Below are 21,387 nucleotides of genomic sequence, written 5' to 3'. Positions count from 1 at the left end.
TGCGCGACGGCCTGACGGGCACGGCACGGGCCGTCGTACCCGGCGAGCCTCGGACAGGTGCCGTACCGAGAACCGCCGATGCATCCCGGTCGTTCCGGTCGCCCCGGTCGTACGCCCGGCCCCGGCCCGGCAGGGGCAGGCAGCAGCCGGTCCGACGCCCTGCGGATCGCCCGCTCCCCCGTACGGCTCCGGCCTGGCCATCCGGCCGGACGGCACGCACTGTACGTCGACGAGATCGACGACAAGGCCAACTTAGCCCGTATCCCGGACGACGACCGCGCTGCCGCCTCAACCGCCTCCGTCGTTTTGACCCCCGTCGCCGCGCTGGTCCCGGAACGTTCCCCACCCGGGCGGGAAACGGGCATGCCAGCGGCCCAAACGGAGCCAACCCGGGCGCCCACGGGCCGAGTTCGTGTGGCATCCTGTTGGCCCCCGACTGATCAGCGTCGGCATCCAGCAATGCCGTTCGGCACCCCAAGTAGGCGTAGGGACCCAAGAGTTCAGTGGAGATGCGGCCCCAGGAACGGCACGTGGTCAGCCCAGGCGACCTGCCCGAGGCCGCCGACACCCCTGACATACCCGACGCCGTGCGTGCCGCCGCACGGCAGGCGCCGGGTCACTGGATCGGTGTGGTGGACCCGGAGTGGGCCGAGGGACGGCCACCGCCGGACTGGGCGCTCGTCGGGGAATGGCAGGCGGACGAGAGCGGCGAGGTCACGGAGTTCCGCGCGAACCCCGCCTACCGTCCCTCGGCGCGGGCGCTCGGCTGGCCCGAGCCCACCGATCCGGTGGACGCGGCGGCACAACGTGCCGCCACCGGTTACGGCACGGTGGACGAGGCTCTCGCGGTGCTGGCCGAGGCGGAGGTCGACGTGGTGCGCGGGCCGGACGGCCGACCGCTCGTGGCCGCCGGACGCGACGGGGCGCCCGTGGTGCTGTTGTTCACCTCGCCGGTCCACGCGTTCATGTCCCCGGCACTTCACCACGACACGGTGGAGGTGCGGAAGCTGGTCCGATCATTGAGTGGGTCCGGCACCCTGCTGATGGTCAACGCCGGGGCCGCGGCTCCCCTGCTCGTCCCGGCGGACGACCTGCCCGGAGCCACCTCGGCGGCGGACCCGGGCGCCTCCGCGGCCGCGTCCCCCGTCGGGCCCCGGAACGACGCCCTACCCGAACCCTGGCCTTCCACCTCAGGGAGTACCCCGTGACGCGATCCGCCCAGCAGCCCTCCGCATCCCCGGGGGCGGGTACGGAGTCCGCTGCCGAGGGCGGGCGGGCGCCCGCAGCGAAGACCGCCGTGGCCTCCCGAGCCCCTGTCCCCGGCTCCGGCTCCGGCGACGAGTCCGCGCCGCCGGCCACCACCGGGAAGGCGGAGGCCGGAGCCCCGGCCACGGCGGTCGTCTCCGCCACCGGGCCGTCCTCCGGGCCCACGGGCGCTGACGGCGGCGACGGGACGGAAGCGCCTGAGGCTGCCCCGTCCCGGACCGCCGCATCCACCGCCGCGGACTCCGAGACGGGCGCTTCCCCCGCTCCCCGCTCCACCGGTGAGGCCGATCCGGGGGCCGCGGCGGCGGCCAAGAGCAGGCTGCCCGCGCTCGTGCGGACCATGACCGAGACCGCCATCGACCGGCCTCGGCAGCAGGCCGCCCCGGTCGGACGGCCCGGCAAGGCGGTACTGGCCGGAGCGGCCGTCGCGGGCGCACTGCTGGTGTCGGTGCCGTTCCTGGTGCTCGGCGGCAATGACGACGAGAGCCGCAAGGCCTCGGCAGGCGCCGGAACCGTGCTCGGCGACGACGGCCAGGAGGCGCCCGGCCAGTTCGTGGTGTCGTCACCGGACAGCAGCCCCTCCGCCAAGGCGCGCGAGCGTGCCGGCACACCCCGGACGACCACGCCGGACACCCCCGCTTCCCCCAGCAGCGGGGACAAGAGCGAGGACGAGCCGAAGAAGGACACCGCCGCGAAGGAGCAGCCGAAGGCTCCGGCGAAGGGCCGGCAGGACGCGCGGGGTGGTGGCGGCACGTCCGGCGGCGGCAACGACCGTCCGGCCGCGGCCGGTTCGGGTGTGACGTTCAGCTCCCCGGTGTCCCTGCGCAGTCATCTCTCGGGCCGCTGCGTCGACGTGCCGGACGGCGACTTCAGCGACGGCAAGCAGCTGTGGGTGTGGGACTGCAACAACAGCCCGGCCCAGAAGTGGCAGTTCGCCTCGGACGGCACCATGCGCATCGGAGGCAAGTGCCTGGACGTGGCGGGCGCGAACTACGGCGACGGCACCCCGATCCAGATCGCCTGGTGCAACGGCAACGCCGCGCAGAAGTTCACGCTGAACGCCAGCCACGACCTGGTCAACACCGTGGTGGGCAAGTGCGTCGACATCAAGGACAACAACCGGGGCAACGGGGCCGTGCTGCAGCTGTGGACGTGCGCCGGCACCGACAACCAGAAGTGGAGCGTCTGACCGGGCTCCGCCCACCGGGAGACCCCCTCCCGGCACCCGCCCGCGTCAGCGCGGGACATGATGGCAACCGTCGGCTCGCCGACACGCGCCCCCGGTCCGAGCGGGGCGCACGCTGAGGACGACGCCGTAGCAAGGAGGTTGGTGCGTGTCGCGCCAGGTACTGACGGTCGGTCCGGGAGACCGGGACCGCTACCGGACGATCGGTGAGGCGCTCTCGGCTGCCCGCACCGGCGCGCTCATCAGCGTCCGGCCCGGGACCTACGCGGAGAATCTGGTGATCCACACCCGGGTCACCCTCGCCGCCGCCGAAGGGCGGGGCACCGTGGAGATCAGGCCGCGCTCGGGCACCGTGCTCGCGCTGCGCGCCGACGCCGTGATGCTCTCCGAACTCACCCTGCGCGGCGGCGACGCCGAGCAGCCGGCCGTGGACGTGCGGCGCGGGCAGGCCGCGCTGGACGGCTGCGAGATCGTGGGCGCCTCCTGGACCGCGCTGCTGGCCGGGGGCACCGGCTCGCTCGCCCTGCGGGACTGCCGGGTGAGCAACGCGCAGGGGGCGGGTGTCGTGGTCACCTCGACCACCCCCACCACCGTGGAGTCCTGCACGTTCGAGCACCTGGGCACCAGCGGTGTGGTCCTCGCCGAGCAGGGTGAGGCACGGATCCGGGGCTGCACCGTGCGCGACGCCCGCGGCAACGGCCTGCTCGCCAACGGCGAGTCCCGGGGCACCGTGGAGGACTGCGACCTCTCCTCCACCGACAAGCCCTCCCTCGCGCTGGAGCAGAACTGCTCCCTGTCGGTGATCCGGACCGTGGTGCACGACACCAGTACCGGGGTGCACCTGAGCAGCGCGGGCCGTACGACGCTGGAGGACGTGCGCGTCACCGGGGCCTCCGGCAACGGCATCACGCTGGCGGCCGGCACGGACCCGGTGCTGCGCCGCTGCCGCGTCTCGCGCACCCGCGGCCACGGCGTGCTGGTCACCGACCGGGCCCGGGGCACCTTCGAGGACTGCTGGGTGGACGGTGCGCAGGGGGCGGCGCTGCGGGTGGCCGGGGCCGCCTCGCCGGCGCTCACCGGGCTCACGGTCCGCGACTGCGAGCAGACCGGGCTGCTCCTGGAGGAGGACTCGGCACCGGAGCTGGACCGACTGGAGGTCATCGGCGGCGCGCCGGCGGTCCTGGTGCGCGGTGGTGCCAACCCGTTGCTGCGCCGGGCCCGGCTGGTGGAGCCCTCGGGTGACGGTCTGTCGGCCACCAAGGACGCCCGGGGGCGGGCCGAGGACTGCGAGGTCGTCCGGCCTCAGGGCGCGGGGGTGAGGGTCGCCTCGGGCAGCACCCTCTACCTGGCCGGCGGCTCGGTGTCCGACGCGGCGGCCTGCGGCCTGGTCGTGGAGGACGGCGGCAATGTCACCGTCCGCGATCTCCGTGTCGAGATGTCCGGCGAGGAGGGCGTGGTCGTCGCCGCCGGTGGTGAGCTGACCGCCAACCGCACGACGGTGCACGCCCCGCAGGGCCACGGGTTCCTGCTGCGTGAGGGCGCGCTCGCCTCGCTGAGCGGCTGTGAGGTCACCGGCGGCGCGCAGGACGGTTTCCGGGTGGAGTCCACCGCACCGGTCTCCCTGGTCAACTGCCTGGCCCGGGAGAACGAGGGTGGGGGCCTGGTGCAGACCGCTCCCGGTGAGCGACTCGCCGTGGAGGGCCTGAACAGCACCGGCAACGGCAAGCGGGACGCCTGGGGCAGCGGCAGTGCCGAGAACACCGACCCGGCCGGTTCCGGCGCGGCGGACGCGCCCCCGGCGGACCGTGCCGACGGGCCGCTCGGCGCCCTCAACGCGCTGATCGGCCTGGAGAACGTCAAGCAGCAGGTGCGCACCCTGGTCAACCTGACGCAGCTCGCCCAGCGGCGTGAGCAGCTCGGCATGGCGGCCCCTCCGATGAGCCGCCACCTCGTCTTCGCGGGCCCGCCCGGCACCGGCAAGACCACCGTCGCCCGGCTGTACGGGTCGATCCTGGCCGAGCTGGGGTCGCTGCGCAGCGGGCACCTGGTGGAGGTCTCCCGCGCGGACCTGGTCGCCCAGGTCGTCGGCGGAACCGCGATCAAGACCACCGAGACGTTCCAACGCGCGCTCGGCGGTGTGCTGTTCATCGACGAGGCGTACACCCTCACGTCCGACAGCAACCACGGCGGTGCCGACTTCGGCCGCGAGGCGGTGGACACGCTGCTGAAGCTGATGGAGGACCACCGCGACGACGTGGTAGTGGTCGCCGCGGGCTACTCCCGTGAGATGGAGTCCTTCCTGGCCTCCAACCCGGGCCTGGCCTCCCGGTTCTCGCGGACGGTCGAGTTCGAGAACTACTCGGTGCCCGAACTGGTCGCGATCATGGAGAACATGTGCGCCCAGCACCAGTACGAGCTGGGTGAGGGCACGGCACAGGCCCTGGCCGCGCACTTCGAGGCGATGCCCCGGGACGCCGGCTTCGGCAACGGCCGTGCGGCCCGCGGGGTGTTCGAGGAGATGGTGGACCGCCAGGCGGTGCGGCTCGCCTCCCAGCAGCACGTCGGCGAGCACGACCTGCGGCTGCTGCTGCCCGAGGACGTCTCCGCCACCGCCGCCGCGAAGGCCGGCGAGAGCGCCGCTCCCGCGGACGACCCGCTGACCCGCCTCGGCGACATGATCGGTCTGGCCGAGGTGAAGCGCGACGTGGCGGACCTGGTCAATCTCATCACCACCGCCCGCCACCGCGCGGCGGCCGGACTGCCGGTGCCCTCGCTCAGCCACCACCTCGTCTTCACCGGCCCGCCCGGCACCGGCAAGACCACCGTCGCCCGGCTCTACGGAGAGATCCTGTCCCAGCTCGGCATCCTCGAACGGGGCCAGCTGGTGGAGGCGGCCCGCGCCGACCTGGTCGGCCGCTACATCGGCCACACCGCGCAGCTCACCCGGGAGGTCTTCGAACGGGCCCGCGGCGGTGTGCTGTTCATCGACGAGGCCTACACCCTCACCCCGCGCGGCGGCGGCAACGACTTCGGGCAGGAGGCGGTGGACACCCTGCTGAAACTGATGGAGGACCACCGCGACGAGGTCGTCGTCATCGTCGCCGGGTACACCGACGAGATGGAACGCTTCCTGGCCTCCAACCCGGGCCTGTCCTCGCGGTTCCCCCGCCGGGTCGCGTTCGCCGACTACTCCTCCGAGGAACTGGTCACCATCGTGCGCGCCCAGGCCGCCGGCATGGGCTACGAGTGCGGTCCGGGCACCGGGCCGCTGCTCAAGGAGTACTTCGACGCGCTGCCCCGGGACCGCTCCTTCGGCAATGCCCGGCTGGCCCGCCAGGTGGTCGAGTCGATGGTCACCCGGCAGGCGGGACGGCTCAGCTCGCTGGCCGCCCCCACCCTGGACGACCTGCGTGTCCTCCTGCCCGAGGACGTCGTGACCGCGAACCCGAAGGCGGCACCCCGATGAGGTCCTCCGTCCGCGGGACCGCCCGCCTGCTGTCCGGCGCCGGTCTCGCCGCCGCCCTGCTGCTGCCGGCCGCTCCGGCGCTCGCCCTGACCCCGTCCGTGCTGCCCGCGGCCGACGGGCCGGGTCAGCAGCTGCCCGGCATGCCCTCCACGCTCGACGCGGACGCCGGCCAGGCCTGCACCCCCGCCTCCGGCGAGAAGGCGAAGAAGCAGGACTGGTCGCGCCAGCGCCTCGACCTCGACCGGCTGCACCGGCACGGCACCGGCGCGGGCGTGACCGTCGCCCTGATCGACACCGGGGTCGTCGCCGGCGCCACCGGCCTCGACGGCCGGGTCACCGCCGAGGGCGCGGCCGGTGCCGACTGCGTGGGGCACGGCACCTTCCTGGCCGGACTGATCGCCGGGGACGGCGGAAGCACACCGGGCCTTGCCGGAGTCGCGCCGCGTGCGAGGATCCTCGCCCTGCGGGGTACCGACGAGCGGGGGCGGGCGGACGCGGACCTGGTCGCGGAAGCGGTGCGCGACGCGACCCGGGCCGACGCCGAGGTGATCGCGATCGCCGTCGCCCTGCCCCGCCGTGACGCCGGGCTGACCAGCGCGATCGCCGACGCCCGCCGCGCGGGCGCGGTGGTGCTCGCGGCCGCCACGCCCGACCCGCCGTCCCGGGGCTCGGGCGACGAGATCCCGGCCCGCACCTACTGGCCCGCCGGTGAACCCGGTGTGCTGTCCGTCGCCGACATGCTGCCCGACGGGGCCCGCCCGGACGGCTCCCTGCGCACCGGCGGCATCGACCTGGCCGCCCCCGGCGCCGGAGTGGTCTCCGGCGGCCCGCGCGGAGACGGCCACTACCTCGGTGGCGGCGCCTCGGTGGCCACCGCCTACGCCGCCGGGGCCGCAGCGGTCGTGCGGGCCGCCCACCCGGGCGCCTCCCCGGCGGTCGTGACGCGCCGTCTGACCGCCACGGCCTACCCCGCCGACCTGCCGCAGCTGGATCCCTACGCCGCCGTGACCGCCGTCCTCGGCGACGCGACCCCGGCGACGGCGGGCCGCGCCGGCTCCGGCCCCGTGTCCCTGCACGACACTTCCGCCGCCGATCGCGCCACCGGCCGCGCCACTCTGTTCGTCCTGCTGGGCACCGCTGCCGTGCTGTCCGTCCTGTGGGCCGCCTTCGCCGTTCCGCGGGCTCGCGCACGCGGGTGGCGAGCGGCGGGTGCGGGCGAGCCGGACCGCTGAAGAGCTGACCGTCCAGGCGCGGAAATGCGAGCGGGGGCCACGTGCACGTGGCCCCCCGCTCGCATTTCCGTGCGCTCCGCGTGCGCCCGCCGCCTCAGGTCTGCTGTCCCTCGCCCTCCCCCACCAGGGCGGTCTGCATGAGCCGCTCGCGGCGGCGGGCGATGTGCAGGGCCCGGCCCGGGGGCAGGTTGCGCGGTTTGGCGTTGCCGAACAGCCGGCCCTCGGTGGGCGGGCAGGACAGCAGGACGGCCGGGTTGTTGGCCTCGTCGAGGCGGCGCAGCAGACCGTCGCTCAGGCCGCGGCCGGCGCCCATGGCGCTGCGGGCGACGACCAGGTGCAGGCCCATCTCGAAGCCGAGGGTGAGGTGCTCGAAGAGCGGCTCGAAGGGGCTCTGGAAGGCGTTCCCGGAGACCATGTCGTAGTCGTCGACCAGGATGAACAGGCGCGGGCCGCTCCACCAGTCGCACTGGCGCATGCGCGCGGGGGCGATGTCGGCCCCGGGGACGCGGGTCTTCATGGCGCGGGCCGCGCCCTCGACGGTCTCCTTGAGGTTGTCCAGCGAGATCACGTGCCCGATGCGGTACTCCTCGGGCACGGTGTCCACGAGCGTGCGCCGGTAGTCCACCACGATGATCTTCGCCTCGTTGGGGGCGTAACGGGCGGTGATGCCCTCGGAGACGCGGCGCAGCAGGTTGGTCTTGCCGCTCTCGGTGTCGCCGACCACGATCAGGTGCGGGGTGCGGCTGAAGTCGTGCCAGACCGGTTCGAGGGCGTCCTGGTCGATGCCGAGCGGCAGGCGCATGCCGCCGCCCTCGGTGGCCTCGGGGGCGGGCAGTTCGGCGAGCGGCAGCCGGTGCGGCAGCATGCGGACCTGCGGTGCGGACGCCCCGGGCCAGTGCCGTGCGACCTCGGCCACCAGGTGGGCGACGCCGTCGCCGAGATCGTCGAGGGAGCCGCTGCCGTCGAGCCGGGGCAGTCCGGCCAGGAAGTGCATCTTGGTGTCGGCGGTGATGCCGCGGCCGCCGCTGCGGGGCACGGAGCGGGCCTTGCGGGTGTCGATCTCGGAGTCCATCGGGTCGCCCATCCGCAGCTCCAGGCGGGTGGCGGCCTGGTCGCGGACCTGGGCGGACAGCTCCACCCAGCGGGTGGTGGTGATGAGCAGGTGGATGCCGTAGTTCAGGCCGCGGGCGGCGAGTTCGTTGAACTTCGGGATCAGGTCGTCGTAGTCCTGTCGGACCGTGGACCAGCCGTCGACCACCAGGAAGACGTCGCCGAACGGCTCGTCGGGGAACTCGCCGGCGGCCCGGCGGCGCCGGTAGGACTGCATGGAGTCCAGGGTGTGGTCGACGAAGAACTGCTCGCGACGGGCGAGCAGCGTCATCACCTCGGCGACGGCCCGGTGCACCCGCTCGGGGTTCAGGCGTGCCGCCACACCGCCGACGTGCGGCAGCCCGGCGAGCTGGGAGAGGCCGCCGCCGCCGAAGTCGAGGCAGTAGAACTGGATCTCGGCGGGTGTGTGGGTGAGCGCGAGGGCGCCGATCAGGGTGCGGGCGAGGGTGGACTTGCCGCTCTGCGAGCCGCCCGCGATGGCTACGTGGCCGCCCGCCCCGGACAGGTCGACGATCAGCGGGTCACGCCGCTGCTCGAAGGGCTTGTCCACCAGGCCGACGGGGACACGCAGCCTGCCGGTGCCGGGCCAGCCGGTGGCGGTGAGGCCGCGCTCGGGGTCGGGGGCGATGCCGGGCAGCAGGGCGTCCAGCGGGGACGGCTCGTCCAGCGGCGGCAGCCACACCTGGTGGGCGGCGGGGCCGGAGTCGCGCAGCCGGTCCAGGGCCACGTCGAGCAGGGTCTCCTCGTCGCCGGTCTCCTTGGTCTCCGGCTCGGGTTCGGGCGCCGCCTCCAGGGTGCGCGGCACGACCCAGCCGCTGGTCCAGGGCACGACCTGGCTGGCCACCCGCGCCTGGACCACGGCGCCGGTGCGGCGCCGGTAGGTGCCGGAGGAGTAGGCCGCGCGGAAGCGGGTCAGTGCCTCCACGCCGGCCTTCAGGTAGCCGCTGCCGGGCTGCGCGGGCAGCTGGTAGGCGTCCGGGACGCCGAGCACGCCGCGGCTCTCCATGGCGGAGAAGGTGCGCAGGCCGATGCGGTAGGACAGGTGGCTCTCCAGCTGGTGCATGCGGCCCTCGTCCAGGCGCTGCGAGGCGAGCAGCAGGTGCACCCCGAGGGAACGGCCGAGGCGGCCGATCATGACGAACAGGTCCATGAACTCGCGGTGCGCGGAGAGCAGTTCGCTGAACTCGTCGACGACGACGAACAGGCTGGGCAGCGGGGTCAGATCGGCACCGGCGGCGCGGGCCCGCTCGTACTCCAGGGCGGAGGTGTAGTTGCCGGCGGCGCGCAGCAGCTCCTGGCGGCGCATGAGTTCGCCGTGCAGGGCGTCCTGCATGCGCTCGACGAGGGCGACCTCGTCGGCGAGGTTGGTGATGACGGCGGAGGTGTGCGGGAGTTCCTCCAGGCCGAGGAAGGTGGCGCCGCCCTTGAAGTCGACGAGGACGAAGTTGAGCGTCTCCGAGGAGTTGGTCAGGGCCAGGCCGAGGACGAGGGTGCGCAGCAGTTCGCTCTTGCCGGAGCCGGTGGCACCGATGAGCATGCCGTGCGGGCCCATGCCGCCCTGCGCGGACTCCTTGATGTCGAGTTCCACGGGGCGGCCGTCCACGCCGACGGCGACGGGCACCCGGAGCCGGGCGGAGCCGGTGTGCCGGGCGAAGAGGGTCTGCGGGTCGTGCCGGTGCAGGTCGGGGATGCCGAGCAGGGTGGTCAGTTCGACGTCGGTGTCCAGGGGCTGTGCGATGTCGGTGCCGAGGCTGATGCGCCGGGCGGTGAGCAGCCGGGCCAGTGACTCCGCGCCGAGCGGGCCGAGCCGGTCCGGGCGGCCGAGCGGCACGGAGCGCTCCTTGCGGCTGCGGTCGGTGCGCACCAGGCTGACCTGCTCGGGGCCGACGGTCAGCCGCAGGGTGTTGCGGCCGGGGCGCCAGCGCAGCGCCCCGGAGACGTCGAGGACCACCGCGTTGCGGTATCCGTGTCCTTCCCAGCGGTGTCCCTCGGGGACGGTGACGCCGTCCAGGACGACGACGGTGTAGGGCTCGTCGCGGCCGGGGCGGGCGTCGGCGTCGAACCCGGGGCGTTCGGCGAACTCGGCGCCGAGCAGGTCGTCCAGCTCGGTCAGGTCGGCGGTGATGCGGCGGACCTGGCCGGCGCCGTCCTCCTCGTGCGGGTGCAGGGCGTGCGGCAGCCACTTGACCCATTCCCAGTCGGGCCGGCGTTCGTCGCTGGCGCACACCGCCAGCCACAGCTCCTCGGGGGCGTGGAACACCGCGAGCTGGCCGAGCGCGGCGCGCACCAGGGCGCGGACGGCGTCGCCTCCCGCGTCCCCGGCCGGGGCGCCCGTGGTGCCCGGCTCGGCGGACGGGTCGCCGGAGGTCTCCTCGGGGCGCAGCAGGATCCGGGCGGAGGAGCGCAGGTAGAGGCCGAGGGGCTGCTCGGGGATGGTGGAGTAGGCGCGGATGAACCGGCGCAGGGCGTGGGCGCACAGCGGTTCGAGGTCCTCCACGGGGCGGGTGGAGACCGGTTGCAGGGTGAGGGCGAGCTGCTGTTCCCCGACGGCGAGGCGGACCTCGCCGAAGTCCTCGTCGGCGGGGCGGCGTTCCCACAGCCGCGAGGTGCGGGCGAGCGAGCGCAGTGAGGCGGGCTCGGGGTGGCGCCAGGCGAGCGCCCGCTGCTGTTCGACGATGGTGGTCCGGACACGCTTGCGGATCTGGGCCAGGTAGCGCAGGTAGTCGCGGCGTTCGCCCCTGAGCCGCTGCTTGCGCTCGCTGGAGCGGCGCATCAGCTGGCCGAGCAGCATGGCGGCGGCGGACAGGGCCATGACGCCCATGGCCAGGTAGATGAAGACGCCGTTGCCGCCGCCGGGGCGCAGGAACATCAGCATCATCGACACCGACATGAGCGCCATCGGCAGATAGGTCCATATCGCCGAGGTGTCCGGGACCGTCTCGGACAGGACCGGCGGTTCCTGGAGGGTCAATTGCCCCTCGGGCATCTCCGGTCCGCGCCGGCGGGCCGGCCGGCGAAACAGCACCACGCTCAAGGGACAGAACCTCCGGGTTCACTGGGCTTTCCGGCCCGCTCCGAATGCCGCTACGGGCGGTAGCGGGAAAGTGTCGCACCGTGCCGACGCGGCTTGGTTTCCGGGCACGGCGAAATGCGGGGCGTGTTCCGGGCGGGAAGGGCGGTCAACTACACGTGTGGATCGGCTCCGTGGCCGGCGCGGGTCCGGTCCGCAGCACAATCCGGCGGGCGTCGGCAGTAGTCTGCATTCACCCGACGCGACCTGTCCACGCGGGAGGGGTACCTGCCGCCGCGTATGGCGCAATTCCCCTGCCCCGGGCCGGTGTTCCCGGCCCGCATATACCTTACGTACTCTGCACCCGTTCCCCATTCCCGGGGGACGTTTCCCTGCCAAGCCCCCCACGGAAGACGAGAGTTCAGCTGATGACCGACAGTGCGGTGGCCGAACTGTGCCGCCTGACCGTACGCGCGCCGAGCGTCTCCGTCGATCTGGCGGTGCCCGCCGACGTGCCGGTCGCCGATCTGCTGCCCACGCTCCTGCGCTACGTCGGCGAGGAGGCCGAGGAGTCCGGTCTCGACCACGCCGGCTGGGTGCTCCAGCGGCTCGGCGACGCCCCGCTCGACGAGGAGACCACCCTCGCCCACGCCGGGCTCACCGACGGCGAGGTGCTGTATCTGCGCCCGCACACCGAGGCGCTGCCGGAGGCCCGGCTCGACGACCTCGTGGACGGGATAGCCGACACCACGGGCCGGCGGCTGCACGACTGGCACCCCGGGGCGGCCCGCGGCCTGCTGGTGGGGACCGCGGTGGCGACCGTGCTCACGGCTCTGCTGCTGGTGTTCTGGCCCGGGGTGGGTTCCTCCGTGCGGCCGGTCCACGCGGGGGTGACCGGATTGCTGCTGCTGGCGGGCGCGGGCACGGCCAGCCGTGCGGTCGGTGACCGGCTTTCGGCCGCGGCCCTCGGTCTGCTGGTGGCGCCCTGCCTGGCTCTGGCCGGCTGGGTGCTGCCCGGTGGCGATCTGACGGGCCCGGACGCGGCGCAGGTGGTCGGGGCGCGGCTGCTCGCGGCGGGTGCCGCCGGCGCGGGCGGGGCCGTCCTCGCGCTGGCCGCCACCGCGGTCGGCGCACCGGCCCTCACGGCCACCGCCGTCGTCTCGGTGGCCGCCGCCGTGGCGGGGGCCCTGATCGGCTACAGCGGCCTGGACGCGCCGGCCTCTGCGGCGCTGGTGGCGACGGTGGTCGCGCTCGGCGCCGGCGCGGTGGCGCCCTTCGCCTTCAAGCTGGCCGGCATGCGGATGCCCGCGCTGCCGTCGTCCGCCGGCCAGCTCCAGGAGGGCATCGAGCCCTACGCGGGCAGCGAGGTCGCCGAACGCACCGAACTGGCCGGGCGCTGGGTCACCGCGCTGTTCGCCGCCACCGGCGCCGTCTCGGCGGCCGCCCTGGTGGTCCTCGCCGAGCATCCGAACCTGCCCGAGGTGCTCACCGGTCTCGCGCTGAGCCTGCTGCTGCTCCTGCACAGCCGTGGCCTGGTGCACATCGCCCAGCGGCTCGCCCTCGCGGTGCCCGGGGTGTGGGGCCTGCTGCTGCTGGCACGCGCCTGGGCGGTCGACAGCGGTGGCGTCGGCCGCACGGTGGTGACGGCCGTCCTGCTCGGCGCCGCCGCCGCGCTCGTGGTGGCCGCCTGGGTGGTGCCCGGCCGCCGGGTGCTGCCGTACTGGGGCCGGGCGGCGGAGTTGGCGCACACGGGCCTCGCGGTGGCGCTGTTGCCGCTGAGCCTGTGGGTGGCGGGTCTGTTCGGCTGGCTGCGCGGGCTGTTCGGCTGAGGCCCGGACACCGGTTCACCGAGAACGAGTTGAGGAGAGGCTGTGCAGTCCAAGCGCGACCAGGTACAGGCCCACGCTTTCATGATGGGCAGGCTCAGCTCGGGCCTGCTGACGGCCGACCCGGACGCCCCGGAGAGCCCGCTGGGACGGACCACCCGCGGTGTGGTGTTCGGCGTGCTGTTCACCGTCCTGATCGGCGCGGGCGCGACCGTCTACGGCCTGCTGCGTCCGGGCGGCAACGACGGCTGGCGGGACGGCGAGCACCTGGTGATCAACCGTGACACCGGTGCCCGCTACCTGTGGACGGGCACCGACGGGGTGCTTCACCCGGTGCGCAACTACGCCTCCGCACGGCTGATCGGCGGCTCCGACCTGGAGACCAGCGACGTGGGAAGCGCCTCGCTGCGGGACACCCCGGTGGGCGCCCCGGTCGGCATCCCGGGCGCTCCGGACACCGTGCCCGACGCCGGTCAGCTGGACGACGGAGCCTGGCACATGTGCGTCACCGGGCCGCAGGGGGCGCTGCCCAGCACCTCCCCGGCCGCGACGGACACGGGAGTGAACAAGCCCGGTGCGACCACGGTGGTCGCCGGGGCGCCCGTGGATTCTCGCGGCATGGACGGTGACCGCGCGGTGCTGGTGCGCGGCCCGGACGGCGTGGAGTACCTGGTCTGGCGGGGCAGCCGGCTGCCCCTGGACCGCGCCTCCGACGCCCGCAACGCCCTCGGCTACGGCTCCCAGCGGCCGATGCCGGTCTCCGCGGCCTTCCTCGACGCGCTCGCTCCCGGACCCGCCCTGAGCCCGCCCGACGTGCCCGGACGCGGTGAGGCCGGCCCCGAACTCGGCGGCGAGGCGAGCCGGATCGGCCAGCTGTTCAAGGTGAGCGTGCCCGGCGGGGACAGCACGTACCACCTGCTCCGGAAGGACGGCCTGGTGCCGCTGACCCGGCTCGGCGCCGCCCTGGTGCTGGGCGATCCGGCCACCCAGGAGGATGCCTACCAGGGGAAGTCGCCCGAGGTGCGCACGGTCGGCGCGGACACCCTGCGCGAGCACCGGGCGAAGGATGCGCCCCCGGCCGGGTCCGCGGAGCTGCCGGACGCCCCGCCCGCAGCCCTGTCCACGCCGCGGGGCAGCGCGCTGTGCGCGAAGGTCGACGGCGCCGACGGCGGCGTCCGTATCAGCTCGGTGCTGGTCCCCTTGTCCCGGCTCGCCCCCGTGGCGGTGCCGGAGGGCACCGACGAGCCGCTGGAGCCGGCCTGCGCGCCGCCGGACGCGGCGGTCGTGCGGCCGGGACACGGTGCGCTGGTCCGGGCTCTGAACGCGAGCGGCGCCGCCCACGCGGGCACCACCTACCTGGTGGCGGACAACGGCGTGAAGTACCGGGTCGCCTCCAAGGACGCGCTGTCCGCGCTCGGGTACGAGACCGGGGACATCGACTCGGTGCCGGCGCCGCTGCTGGCCTCCTTCCCGACGGGCGCGGACCTGGACCCGGCCGCCGCCTCCGGGGCCGCCGGGACCAGGGTCACGGCCCCCGCGTGCGCGACCGGTGCGCCGGCGGGCAAGCGCGCGGCGGAGGGTGGGGCGGACAAGGCCGACACAGTCGGCACCTCGCGGTGATCCGGACAAGGAGCCCGTACGCACCGAACGAAAAGGAAAGGGTCGACGGCGAGGGCGAATTCCAGCCGAATTGATCTGCGGTGGCGCGTAGTCGGCGGGCCGGGCGCGGGCACCGGACGCAGCGGAACACCCGGGGCCGGCCCGCGCTCCCGCCGAAAGCCGGCCCGGGGAATGCCCGGAGCCGGGAAGAAACCTCAGATAAAGCTCAGAGAATGCCGACGGGCAGCCCCGCGGCGAATTCCGCGGGCTACGCGGACATTTCGGAAACGCACCTTCACGGTGACCGTTTCCCGCCTTCGCGTGCCCGTTTCATGCCCGCATCGCGCGCCACGAGGGAAAGACGGTCGTGAACGTGTCGGACGGACGGGCCGATACCTTCACCCCGGCGAAACCTCCCCGCAACTCGACTTGTATGTAAGGTCTTTGAAGAAGCGACCGAAGCTCAAAAACATCCCTGCGCGCGTTGCGCGGAACGCGAGGTTCTCTTTAGCCTCGGCGGGCAACGTGGCGATCAGGACTCGCTCGAACGAAGGGAGCGCGACGTGGCGGACAGTGCCGCGAGGAAAGCGGATTACGCCAAGGGCTTGGGGGGCGTCTCGTCCCTGGAGTCGGCCCGGACCCAGGTCGAGAAGATTCAGACCAACGTGGCCGAACTGGCGGCGCGTTCGGGCGTCGGCGGCGACGAGGGCCAGGCCCTCCTCAAGCTCTTCCGCAGCTGGAACGCCGAGGCGCAGAAGGTCGTCGTGCAGATCAGCAAGATGATCGACGCGCTCCAGGAGAACGTGACCTCCGCCGACCGGCTGGCCAAGGAGAACCAGGACCTGACCGAGGTCCTCAACAGCAAGACCACCCAGGGCGTCTTCGAAGCACTGCGCTGATTTCCCCCTCCGGCGTCGGCCTGCGGACGAGGCCGGACCCCGTGAGCTTCCCGGGCGAGGGCGCCCGGCCACCCGAGAGGAGACGTCATGGCCGACGGCATCATCGACGTGCAGTACCCCGTGGTCCAGCGGGCCATCGAGGATCTGCGGGACCAGACCCAGCAGATCATCAACACCCTCAACACCCTGGAGGACGAGCTCAAGCCGCTCGTCAGCTCCTGGGAGGGTTCCGACCAGCAGATGTACGTCCAGGTCCAGGCCGAGTGGGACCAGGCCACCAAGAACATGGCCATGCTGCTGGGCGACAGCGGCGAGCTGATCCAGAGCATCCACGACAACCACTCCCGTGACGAGCGCCGCAGCGCCGACAACTGGGGCAACGTCCGGGCCCGCTAGCACCGGCCCGCCCCCCTCACCGGTACGGCCTCCCGCGCGCCGGACGCCGCCCGGCCGTACCGGTGCCGCTCGCCCCCGTCCGGCACCAAGTCGCAGGAGGACGTCCCATGGCCGGTGAGAAGGCCGACGTCAAGCACTTTGATCTCAAGCAGATGGAGAACTTCCGGGACAACGAGGTGCAGCCGGTGTACACCGCCGCGAAGAAGCACCGCGAGGACGGCGACGGCGCCCACATCCGCCCGCTCGGCCACCTCATCGACGGGCACACCACCCCGGGCAACCTGGACCAGAACCAGCAGCTTCTGCGCATCGGCAAGATGGTCACCGAACCGCTGGTCTCCGGCCCGAAGCTGATCGAGGACGTGCGCGCCGCGGCCGAGTCGATCGACAAGCTCCTCGGCGACCAGATGGAGCTCTTCAAAGAGCTCAAGGAGGCCCTGAGCGACACCATCGACGAGGCCAACAAGACCAAGGACAAGAACCTCTCCGCCATCGACGCGCAGACGCTGCTCATGACCTTCGAAGAGGTCGACACCCTCACCGCCGGCGGTTCCGGCGGAACCGACGACGACACCTGACATCACGCCGCGCGTGCCGGCCCGCTCCCGGGCCGATGGGCACGCCCCCGTGGCACACCCCGGCTGCACACGGCATGAGGACGCCGTGCACCGGCACGGATGACAGGCACCGACCAGAAAGGGCGCCCGGTGGCCGATCGATACGATCCCAACTCCGTTGCGAACCTCGACAAGTTCGACAACGCCAGCGATCCGTCGTCCGACACCTGGGCCACCCTGGTCACCCACATCACCGGCTATCCGGTGCCCGACCGCAGCACGATCTTCGACACCCTGCGCTCGGACCACGGCGGCAAGCTGTTCCGCATGGACATCAAGGACCGCAGCCTCAGCGTGCTCGTCAAGGACTCCGGCTTCCTGGTGAACACCGGTGAGGACTACGACATCTGGTTCTTCGACCGGGGCAAGAGGACCCAGATCAAGCAGGCCCGGATCGTCTTCGAGGGCCGGGTGAAGGCCGGCGAGGAAATCATCTTCGCCAATCCCAACGCCGACAACGTGCGCGACGCCCAGGTCCGTGAGGGCAACGAGTTCACGGACTACAACAAGGACAAGATGAGCACGATCCCGCTCGCCCGGTACATGAACGGGCCGCGGGCGGCGCTCCTCGCCCTGCTCGGCGGCAGCACCCAGGACGCCCGCTTCAGCAACCTGGGCGTCGGCGGCGGCGACGTGGTCGACCTCAACTCCTTCAACACCGCCGGCGAGTCCTTCGACTACGCGGCCAAGTTCTTCAAGGACCACGCGGTGGTGCTGAAGGAATGGGAGGACCGCTTCGGCCGGGACGACGCCAGCTGGAAGGGCGAGGCGGCCGAGGTCTTCCGCAGCCTGCTGAAGAAGATCCGCGAGAACTACGACAACTACGTCGAGACCTTCAACTCCAGCCCGGGCTCCGGCAGCGAGACCGGCACGGGCAACACGGTCTACTCCCGCGCCCTGTCCCTGGGCCGCAAGTACCTGGAGGACGCCGCCGACACCCTGCTGAAGGCCTGGCTGGACTGGGCCAAGTCCCCCTACTACGACCCGCACCAGGTGCTGCGCTACGTGCTGGACGACCTCGCCCAGTGGGTGGACGCGAACAACGTCGCCAAGACCGACATCAAGGTGTCGTACTCGCGCTACAGCAGCTCCACCTACCACACGCCGCAGGCCGGCTTCCTCCAGGAGCACCCGGAGTACGGCGACCTCACCGACATCGCCAACTGGGCGAAGGTCGGTGACAAGGCGGTCAAGATCTGGACCCAGGGCGTCGACGAGTACCTGGGCAAGCCCGCCGCGCAGGTGCAGTCCTCCCTCAACAACCACTTCCTCGATCTGGGCAAGGACTTCTCGGAGAACCTGCCCGAACCGAAGTCGACCACCACGGCGGCCGACGACTACGAGAGGAAGAAGCTGGAGGACGAGAAGCGGGAGATCAACCGGCAGAACGAGGAGAACCGCAAGTACCAGGACGAGCTGCGCGCGGAGCAGGAGCGCCAGCGCGAGGAGGACCGGAAGTACCAGGAGGAGCTGCGCAACGAGCAGAAACAGCAGCAGGAGGAGGACAAGAAGTACCAGGACGAACTGCGCGCCGAGCAGGAGCGCGAGCAGGAAGAGGCCAGGAAGTACCAGGAGGAGCTGCGCAACGAGCAGAACCAGCAGCGCGACGAGGACAAGAAGTACGCCGACGAGCTCCGCGAGGAACAAAGGCGCGAGCAGGAGGAAGCCAAGCGCGAGGCCGAGGAGCAGCGCAAGGCGATGGAGGAGAGCCTCGGCGGCCTGAACGACCCGAACGGGCCCCAGCAGCAGAACCTCGGCAGCCTCGACGACCTGCTGAACCAGAACATCCCGGTCACCGAGAGCCTCGGCGACGTGAACGGCACGGGCGGCGACGGCCAGGGCACACCGGGCGGCGTCCCCCCGGTCACGAACCTGGGCAGCTTCGGTCCGCTCAACAATGGTCCCGGCGGCACGAACAACAACGCGACCGACGACGCGATCACCCAGAACCTCGGCAACCTCGGCGCGCTGAACAACGGTCCGGGCGCCTCCCTGCGCACGCCGACCGGAGCCAGCACCCAGCTCGACGGCGGCAAGCTCACCACCGGTTTCCCGGACGGCAGCAGCACCTCCTTCGACCCGGACACCGGGGTGCTCACCACCACCTTGCCGGACGGCTCCGTCACCACCGCGGACCTCGGCAACGGCGCCACCGTGACCAACCCCGACGGCTCGACCACCACCCTGGGCGACGACGGCAAGCTGACGACCACCTTCCCCGACGGCACCACCCAGACCGTCGACCCCGGCACCGGCCAGGCGACCACCACCCACCCGGACGGCACCACCACGACGACGGACCTGGGCAGCCTCGAAGGCATCAACGGCGGCGACGGGGTGCTCGACACCCCGACCGGCGGCAACGCGCAGCTCACCAGCGGCGGCGACCTGACCACCGAGTTCCCCGACGGCGGACGCTCCTCCTTCGACCCGGACACCGGGGTGCTCACCACCACCTTGCCGGACGGCTCCGTCACCACCGCGGACCTCGGCAACGGCGCCACCGTGACCAACCCCGACGGCTCGACCACCACCCTGGGCGACGACGGCAAGCTGACGACCACCTTCCCCGACGGCACCACCCAGACCGTCGACCCCGACACGGGCCAGGCGACCACGACCCGCCCGGACGGGACGACCACCACCGAGAACCTCGGCAGCCTGGGGAACCTCAACGCCCAGAACCGGCTCGGCGATCTCGGTGATCTCGGCGATCTGAATGACCTCGGAGGCCTCGACCGGGACGTGACGACCGAGTCGCTCGGCGACCTGGGCGATCTGAACGGCTTCGACACCGACCGGTCCGGCCTGGAGACGCCGACCGGGGGACACACCTCCCTCGACGCCGACGGCGACTTCGCCACCACGTTCCGGGACGGCAGCGAGAGCGTCTTCGACCCGGACAACGGGATGCTCACCACCACCCACCCGGACGGCACCACCACGACCACCGACCTCACCCACGGGGCGAAGGTCACCAACCCGGACGGCTCCACCACCCGCCTGGACAACGGGATGCTCACCACGACCTTCCCGGACGGCAGCACCCAGGTCATCGACCCGGACACCGGCGTCGCCACGGTCACCGACCCGCAGGGCCGTACCGAGACCGTGGACCTGCGTGACCTCAACGCGCGGAACAGCGGCGGCGGTTCGGACATCCTCGACGGCCTGGGCAACCTCGGCGACCTGAACACGACCGGGGGCGGGAGTGACTTCACGACCTCCCGGGACGTGCCGCTGTCCGACCTCGGGCTCGGCGGAGGCAGTGGCTTCTCCGCCGGCACAGCGGCTCCCGGCGGCCTCTCCGCGGGAGACTCCTTCCCCGCGGACGGTTCCGGCGTCGCCCCGCTCGCGGAGAGCCAGACCGGCGGCCCGCTCAGTCCCGCCGCCCTGCCCGGCGCCCCGGGCAGCCCCGGCATGCCCGGCAGTCCCGGCATGCCCATGGGCGGCATGGGTGGCATGGGTGCGGGCGGTGAGCGGGGCAACGGCGAGCGGGTGCGCGCCGTCCTCGTCGACGCGGCCGAGGAGAGCGAGCGGCGCAACCGCCGCCGGCGCAGCCCGTGGAACCGCCAGGAGGACGACGACACCTTCCTCGCACCGGCCTCCAGGGTGGCGACCACCGGCGGCGAGTCCCCCCAGGAGGAGACGGAGCCGGGCCGCAGGTCCACCACGTCCGCCGACTACCTGGAGGAGGACGCGGACGTGTGGGGCACCGACGAGGGCGGCGCACCGGCCGTCATCGGCCGGTGACCGGCACGGTCGGCGCACCGCCGGCCGGCCCCGGGTTTCTCCCCGAGGGCTCGACGAGGCAAGATCGTCAGGACGGTTGACGGTCCGGGCCACCGGACCGGGTGACGCAGGGACGTCCGCCCGCACGGACGGATGGACGCAGAAGGGAGGGGCCGGACGTGACGGAACCGCTGGAGAAGCGCCTGGAGAAGGCGATGGCCGAACTCCAGGCCGCCCAGGAGGCGGTGGCGCGCACCGAACGCGAGCTGCGGCAGGCGTCGTTCGCGGTGCTCTCCTCCGACCGCGCGGTACGGGCGACCGTGGGCCCGCAGGGCGAACTGACCGGGATCGAGTTCCTGGAGCACAAGTACCGCGACATGTCGCCACAGGAGCTGGCCGCCAGCGTCCTGGAGGCGGCCGGTGCGGCACGGCTCAAGATGAACCGGCACGTGATGAAGGCCATGGCGCCCTTCACCGAGCCCAGCAGCAACGTGCCGGAGCTGAAGGGCTTCGAGGTCGACTGGGAGCGGATCTTCGGCCCCGAGGTGCTGCGCGACGACGACGAGGACACGGCACGCGGCGCCGAGCAGGGCCCCGCCTGGCGGGACGCGCTCGACGAGGACGGGGAGGACTGAGCGTTGGGACAGCGGTACTACGTAGACCCGCACCGCATCGAGGCGCTGGCCGGGCAGCTGGAGGAGATCGGGTCGCTGGCCCGCAGCATGACGGAGGAGTTCCTCGACGAGCTGGCGCCCACCGTCCGCTGGCCCGGCACGGAAGGGGAGTTCGCCGAGAAGGCCAAGCCGCAGGAGCAGAAGGAGCGGCAGACCACCAAGGACACGATGATGTCCATTCGCGACGCCCTGTTGGGCATCACCGACGCCACCCTCGGCCAGGTGCGGATGATGAAGGACACCCGTGACCGCAACATCGAGGGCATCGAGCAGCGCAACAGCCGGATCGAGACCGACGGGCTGAACGGCGACGGGGGCCCGACCGGGCATGGCCGCCGCTGACCGCAGCCGCCCCGGCCGCTCCCGCACCGTGC

General features: G+C 72.9%; 13 protein-coding genes. 12 read left to right on the top strand and 1 reads right to left on the bottom strand.

Annotated elements, in window-relative coordinates:
- The first annotated feature begins 509 nt into the window (after nt 1-509).
- From ACIGAQ_RS28665 to ACIGAQ_RS28650, 4 genes are all read left to right on the top strand, one after another.
- On the top strand, nt 510-1,208 hold the full coding sequence (locus tag ACIGAQ_RS28665) for a type VII secretion system-associated protein (protein ID WP_399788439.1): 699 nt from the start codon (nt 510-512) through the stop codon (nt 1,206-1,208).
- Nucleotides 1,205-2,455 (top strand): ricin-type beta-trefoil lectin domain protein, encoded by a 1,251-nt coding sequence (locus tag ACIGAQ_RS28660; protein WP_399787733.1) that lies wholly within the window; start codon nt 1,205-1,207, stop codon nt 2,453-2,455. The genes ACIGAQ_RS28665 and ACIGAQ_RS28660 overlap by 4 nt, the downstream gene beginning before the upstream one ends.
- Before the next feature lie 145 nt (nt 2,456-2,600).
- Entirely contained in the window at nt 2,601-5,918 is a 3,318-nt protein-coding gene (locus ACIGAQ_RS28655; RefSeq protein WP_311678472.1) for a right-handed parallel beta-helix repeat-containing protein, read from the top strand.
- Nucleotides 5,915-7,150, top strand: coding sequence for a S8 family serine peptidase (locus tag ACIGAQ_RS28650; protein WP_399787730.1), 1,236 nt, complete (start codon nt 5,915-5,917; stop codon nt 7,148-7,150). The genes ACIGAQ_RS28655 and ACIGAQ_RS28650 overlap by 4 nt, the downstream gene beginning before the upstream one ends.
- A 94-nt stretch (nt 7,151-7,244) precedes the next feature.
- Here ACIGAQ_RS28650 and eccCa read toward each other — a convergent pair whose 3' ends face one another.
- The gene (eccCa, locus tag ACIGAQ_RS28645; protein WP_399787727.1) at nt 7,245-11,246 is read right to left on the bottom strand and encodes a type VII secretion protein EccCa; all 4,002 of its coding nucleotides are present in this window, start codon (nt 11,244-11,246) and stop codon (nt 7,245-7,247) included.
- Between the two features lie 452 nt (nt 11,247-11,698).
- On the opposite strand from eccCa, the gene eccD reads away from it, so the two are divergent.
- From eccD to ACIGAQ_RS28605, 8 genes are all read left to right on the top strand, one after another.
- Nucleotides 11,699-13,099 carry a type VII secretion integral membrane protein EccD gene (gene eccD / locus ACIGAQ_RS28640; protein ID WP_311678475.1) on the top strand — a complete coding sequence of 467 codons (1,401 nt, stop codon included), beginning with the start codon at nt 11,699-11,701 and terminating at the stop codon, nt 13,097-13,099.
- 42 nt (nt 13,100-13,141) lie between these two features.
- Nucleotides 13,142-14,716, top strand: coding sequence for a type VII secretion protein EccB (gene eccB / locus ACIGAQ_RS28635; RefSeq protein ID WP_399787723.1), 1,575 nt, complete (start codon nt 13,142-13,144; stop codon nt 14,714-14,716).
- A gap of 542 nt (nt 14,717-15,258) precedes the next feature.
- Complete coding sequence (locus tag ACIGAQ_RS28630) at nt 15,259-15,594, top strand: hypothetical protein (RefSeq protein WP_311678478.1); 336 nt, start codon at nt 15,259-15,261, stop codon at nt 15,592-15,594.
- Between the two features lie 87 nt (nt 15,595-15,681).
- A complete protein-coding gene (locus ACIGAQ_RS28625; RefSeq protein ID WP_094053083.1) occupies nt 15,682-15,990 on the top strand; it encodes a WXG100 family type VII secretion target in 309 nt (102 codons plus the stop codon).
- Between the two features lie 107 nt (nt 15,991-16,097).
- Nucleotides 16,098-16,568 carry a type VII secretion system-associated protein gene (locus ACIGAQ_RS28620; protein ID WP_311678481.1) on the top strand — a complete coding sequence of 157 codons (471 nt, stop codon included), beginning with the start codon at nt 16,098-16,100 and terminating at the stop codon, nt 16,566-16,568.
- Nucleotides 16,569-16,697: 129 nt separating this feature from the next.
- Nucleotides 16,698-20,360, top strand: a complete 3,663-nt coding sequence (locus ACIGAQ_RS28615) for an AAWKG family protein (protein WP_399787719.1) — start codon at nt 16,698-16,700, stop codon at nt 20,358-20,360.
- Nucleotides 20,361-20,518: 158 nt separating this feature from the next.
- Nucleotides 20,519-20,974 (top strand): YbaB/EbfC family nucleoid-associated protein, encoded by a 456-nt coding sequence (locus ACIGAQ_RS28610; RefSeq protein ID WP_094053085.1) that lies wholly within the window; start codon nt 20,519-20,521, stop codon nt 20,972-20,974.
- Between the two features lie 3 nt (nt 20,975-20,977).
- Nucleotides 20,978-21,355: a hypothetical protein gene (locus ACIGAQ_RS28605; protein WP_399787716.1), complete on the top strand. Its 378-nt coding sequence runs from the start codon at nt 20,978-20,980 to the stop codon at nt 21,353-21,355.
- Nucleotides 21,356-21,387: the final 32 nt, after the last annotated feature.

The organism is Streptomyces sp. NPDC085932 (assembly GCF_044540525.1).
Taxonomy (GTDB): domain Bacteria; phylum Actinomycetota; class Actinomycetes; order Streptomycetales; family Streptomycetaceae; genus Streptomyces; species Streptomyces levis.
This window is presented reverse-complemented; position numbering and strand designations above follow the sequence as displayed.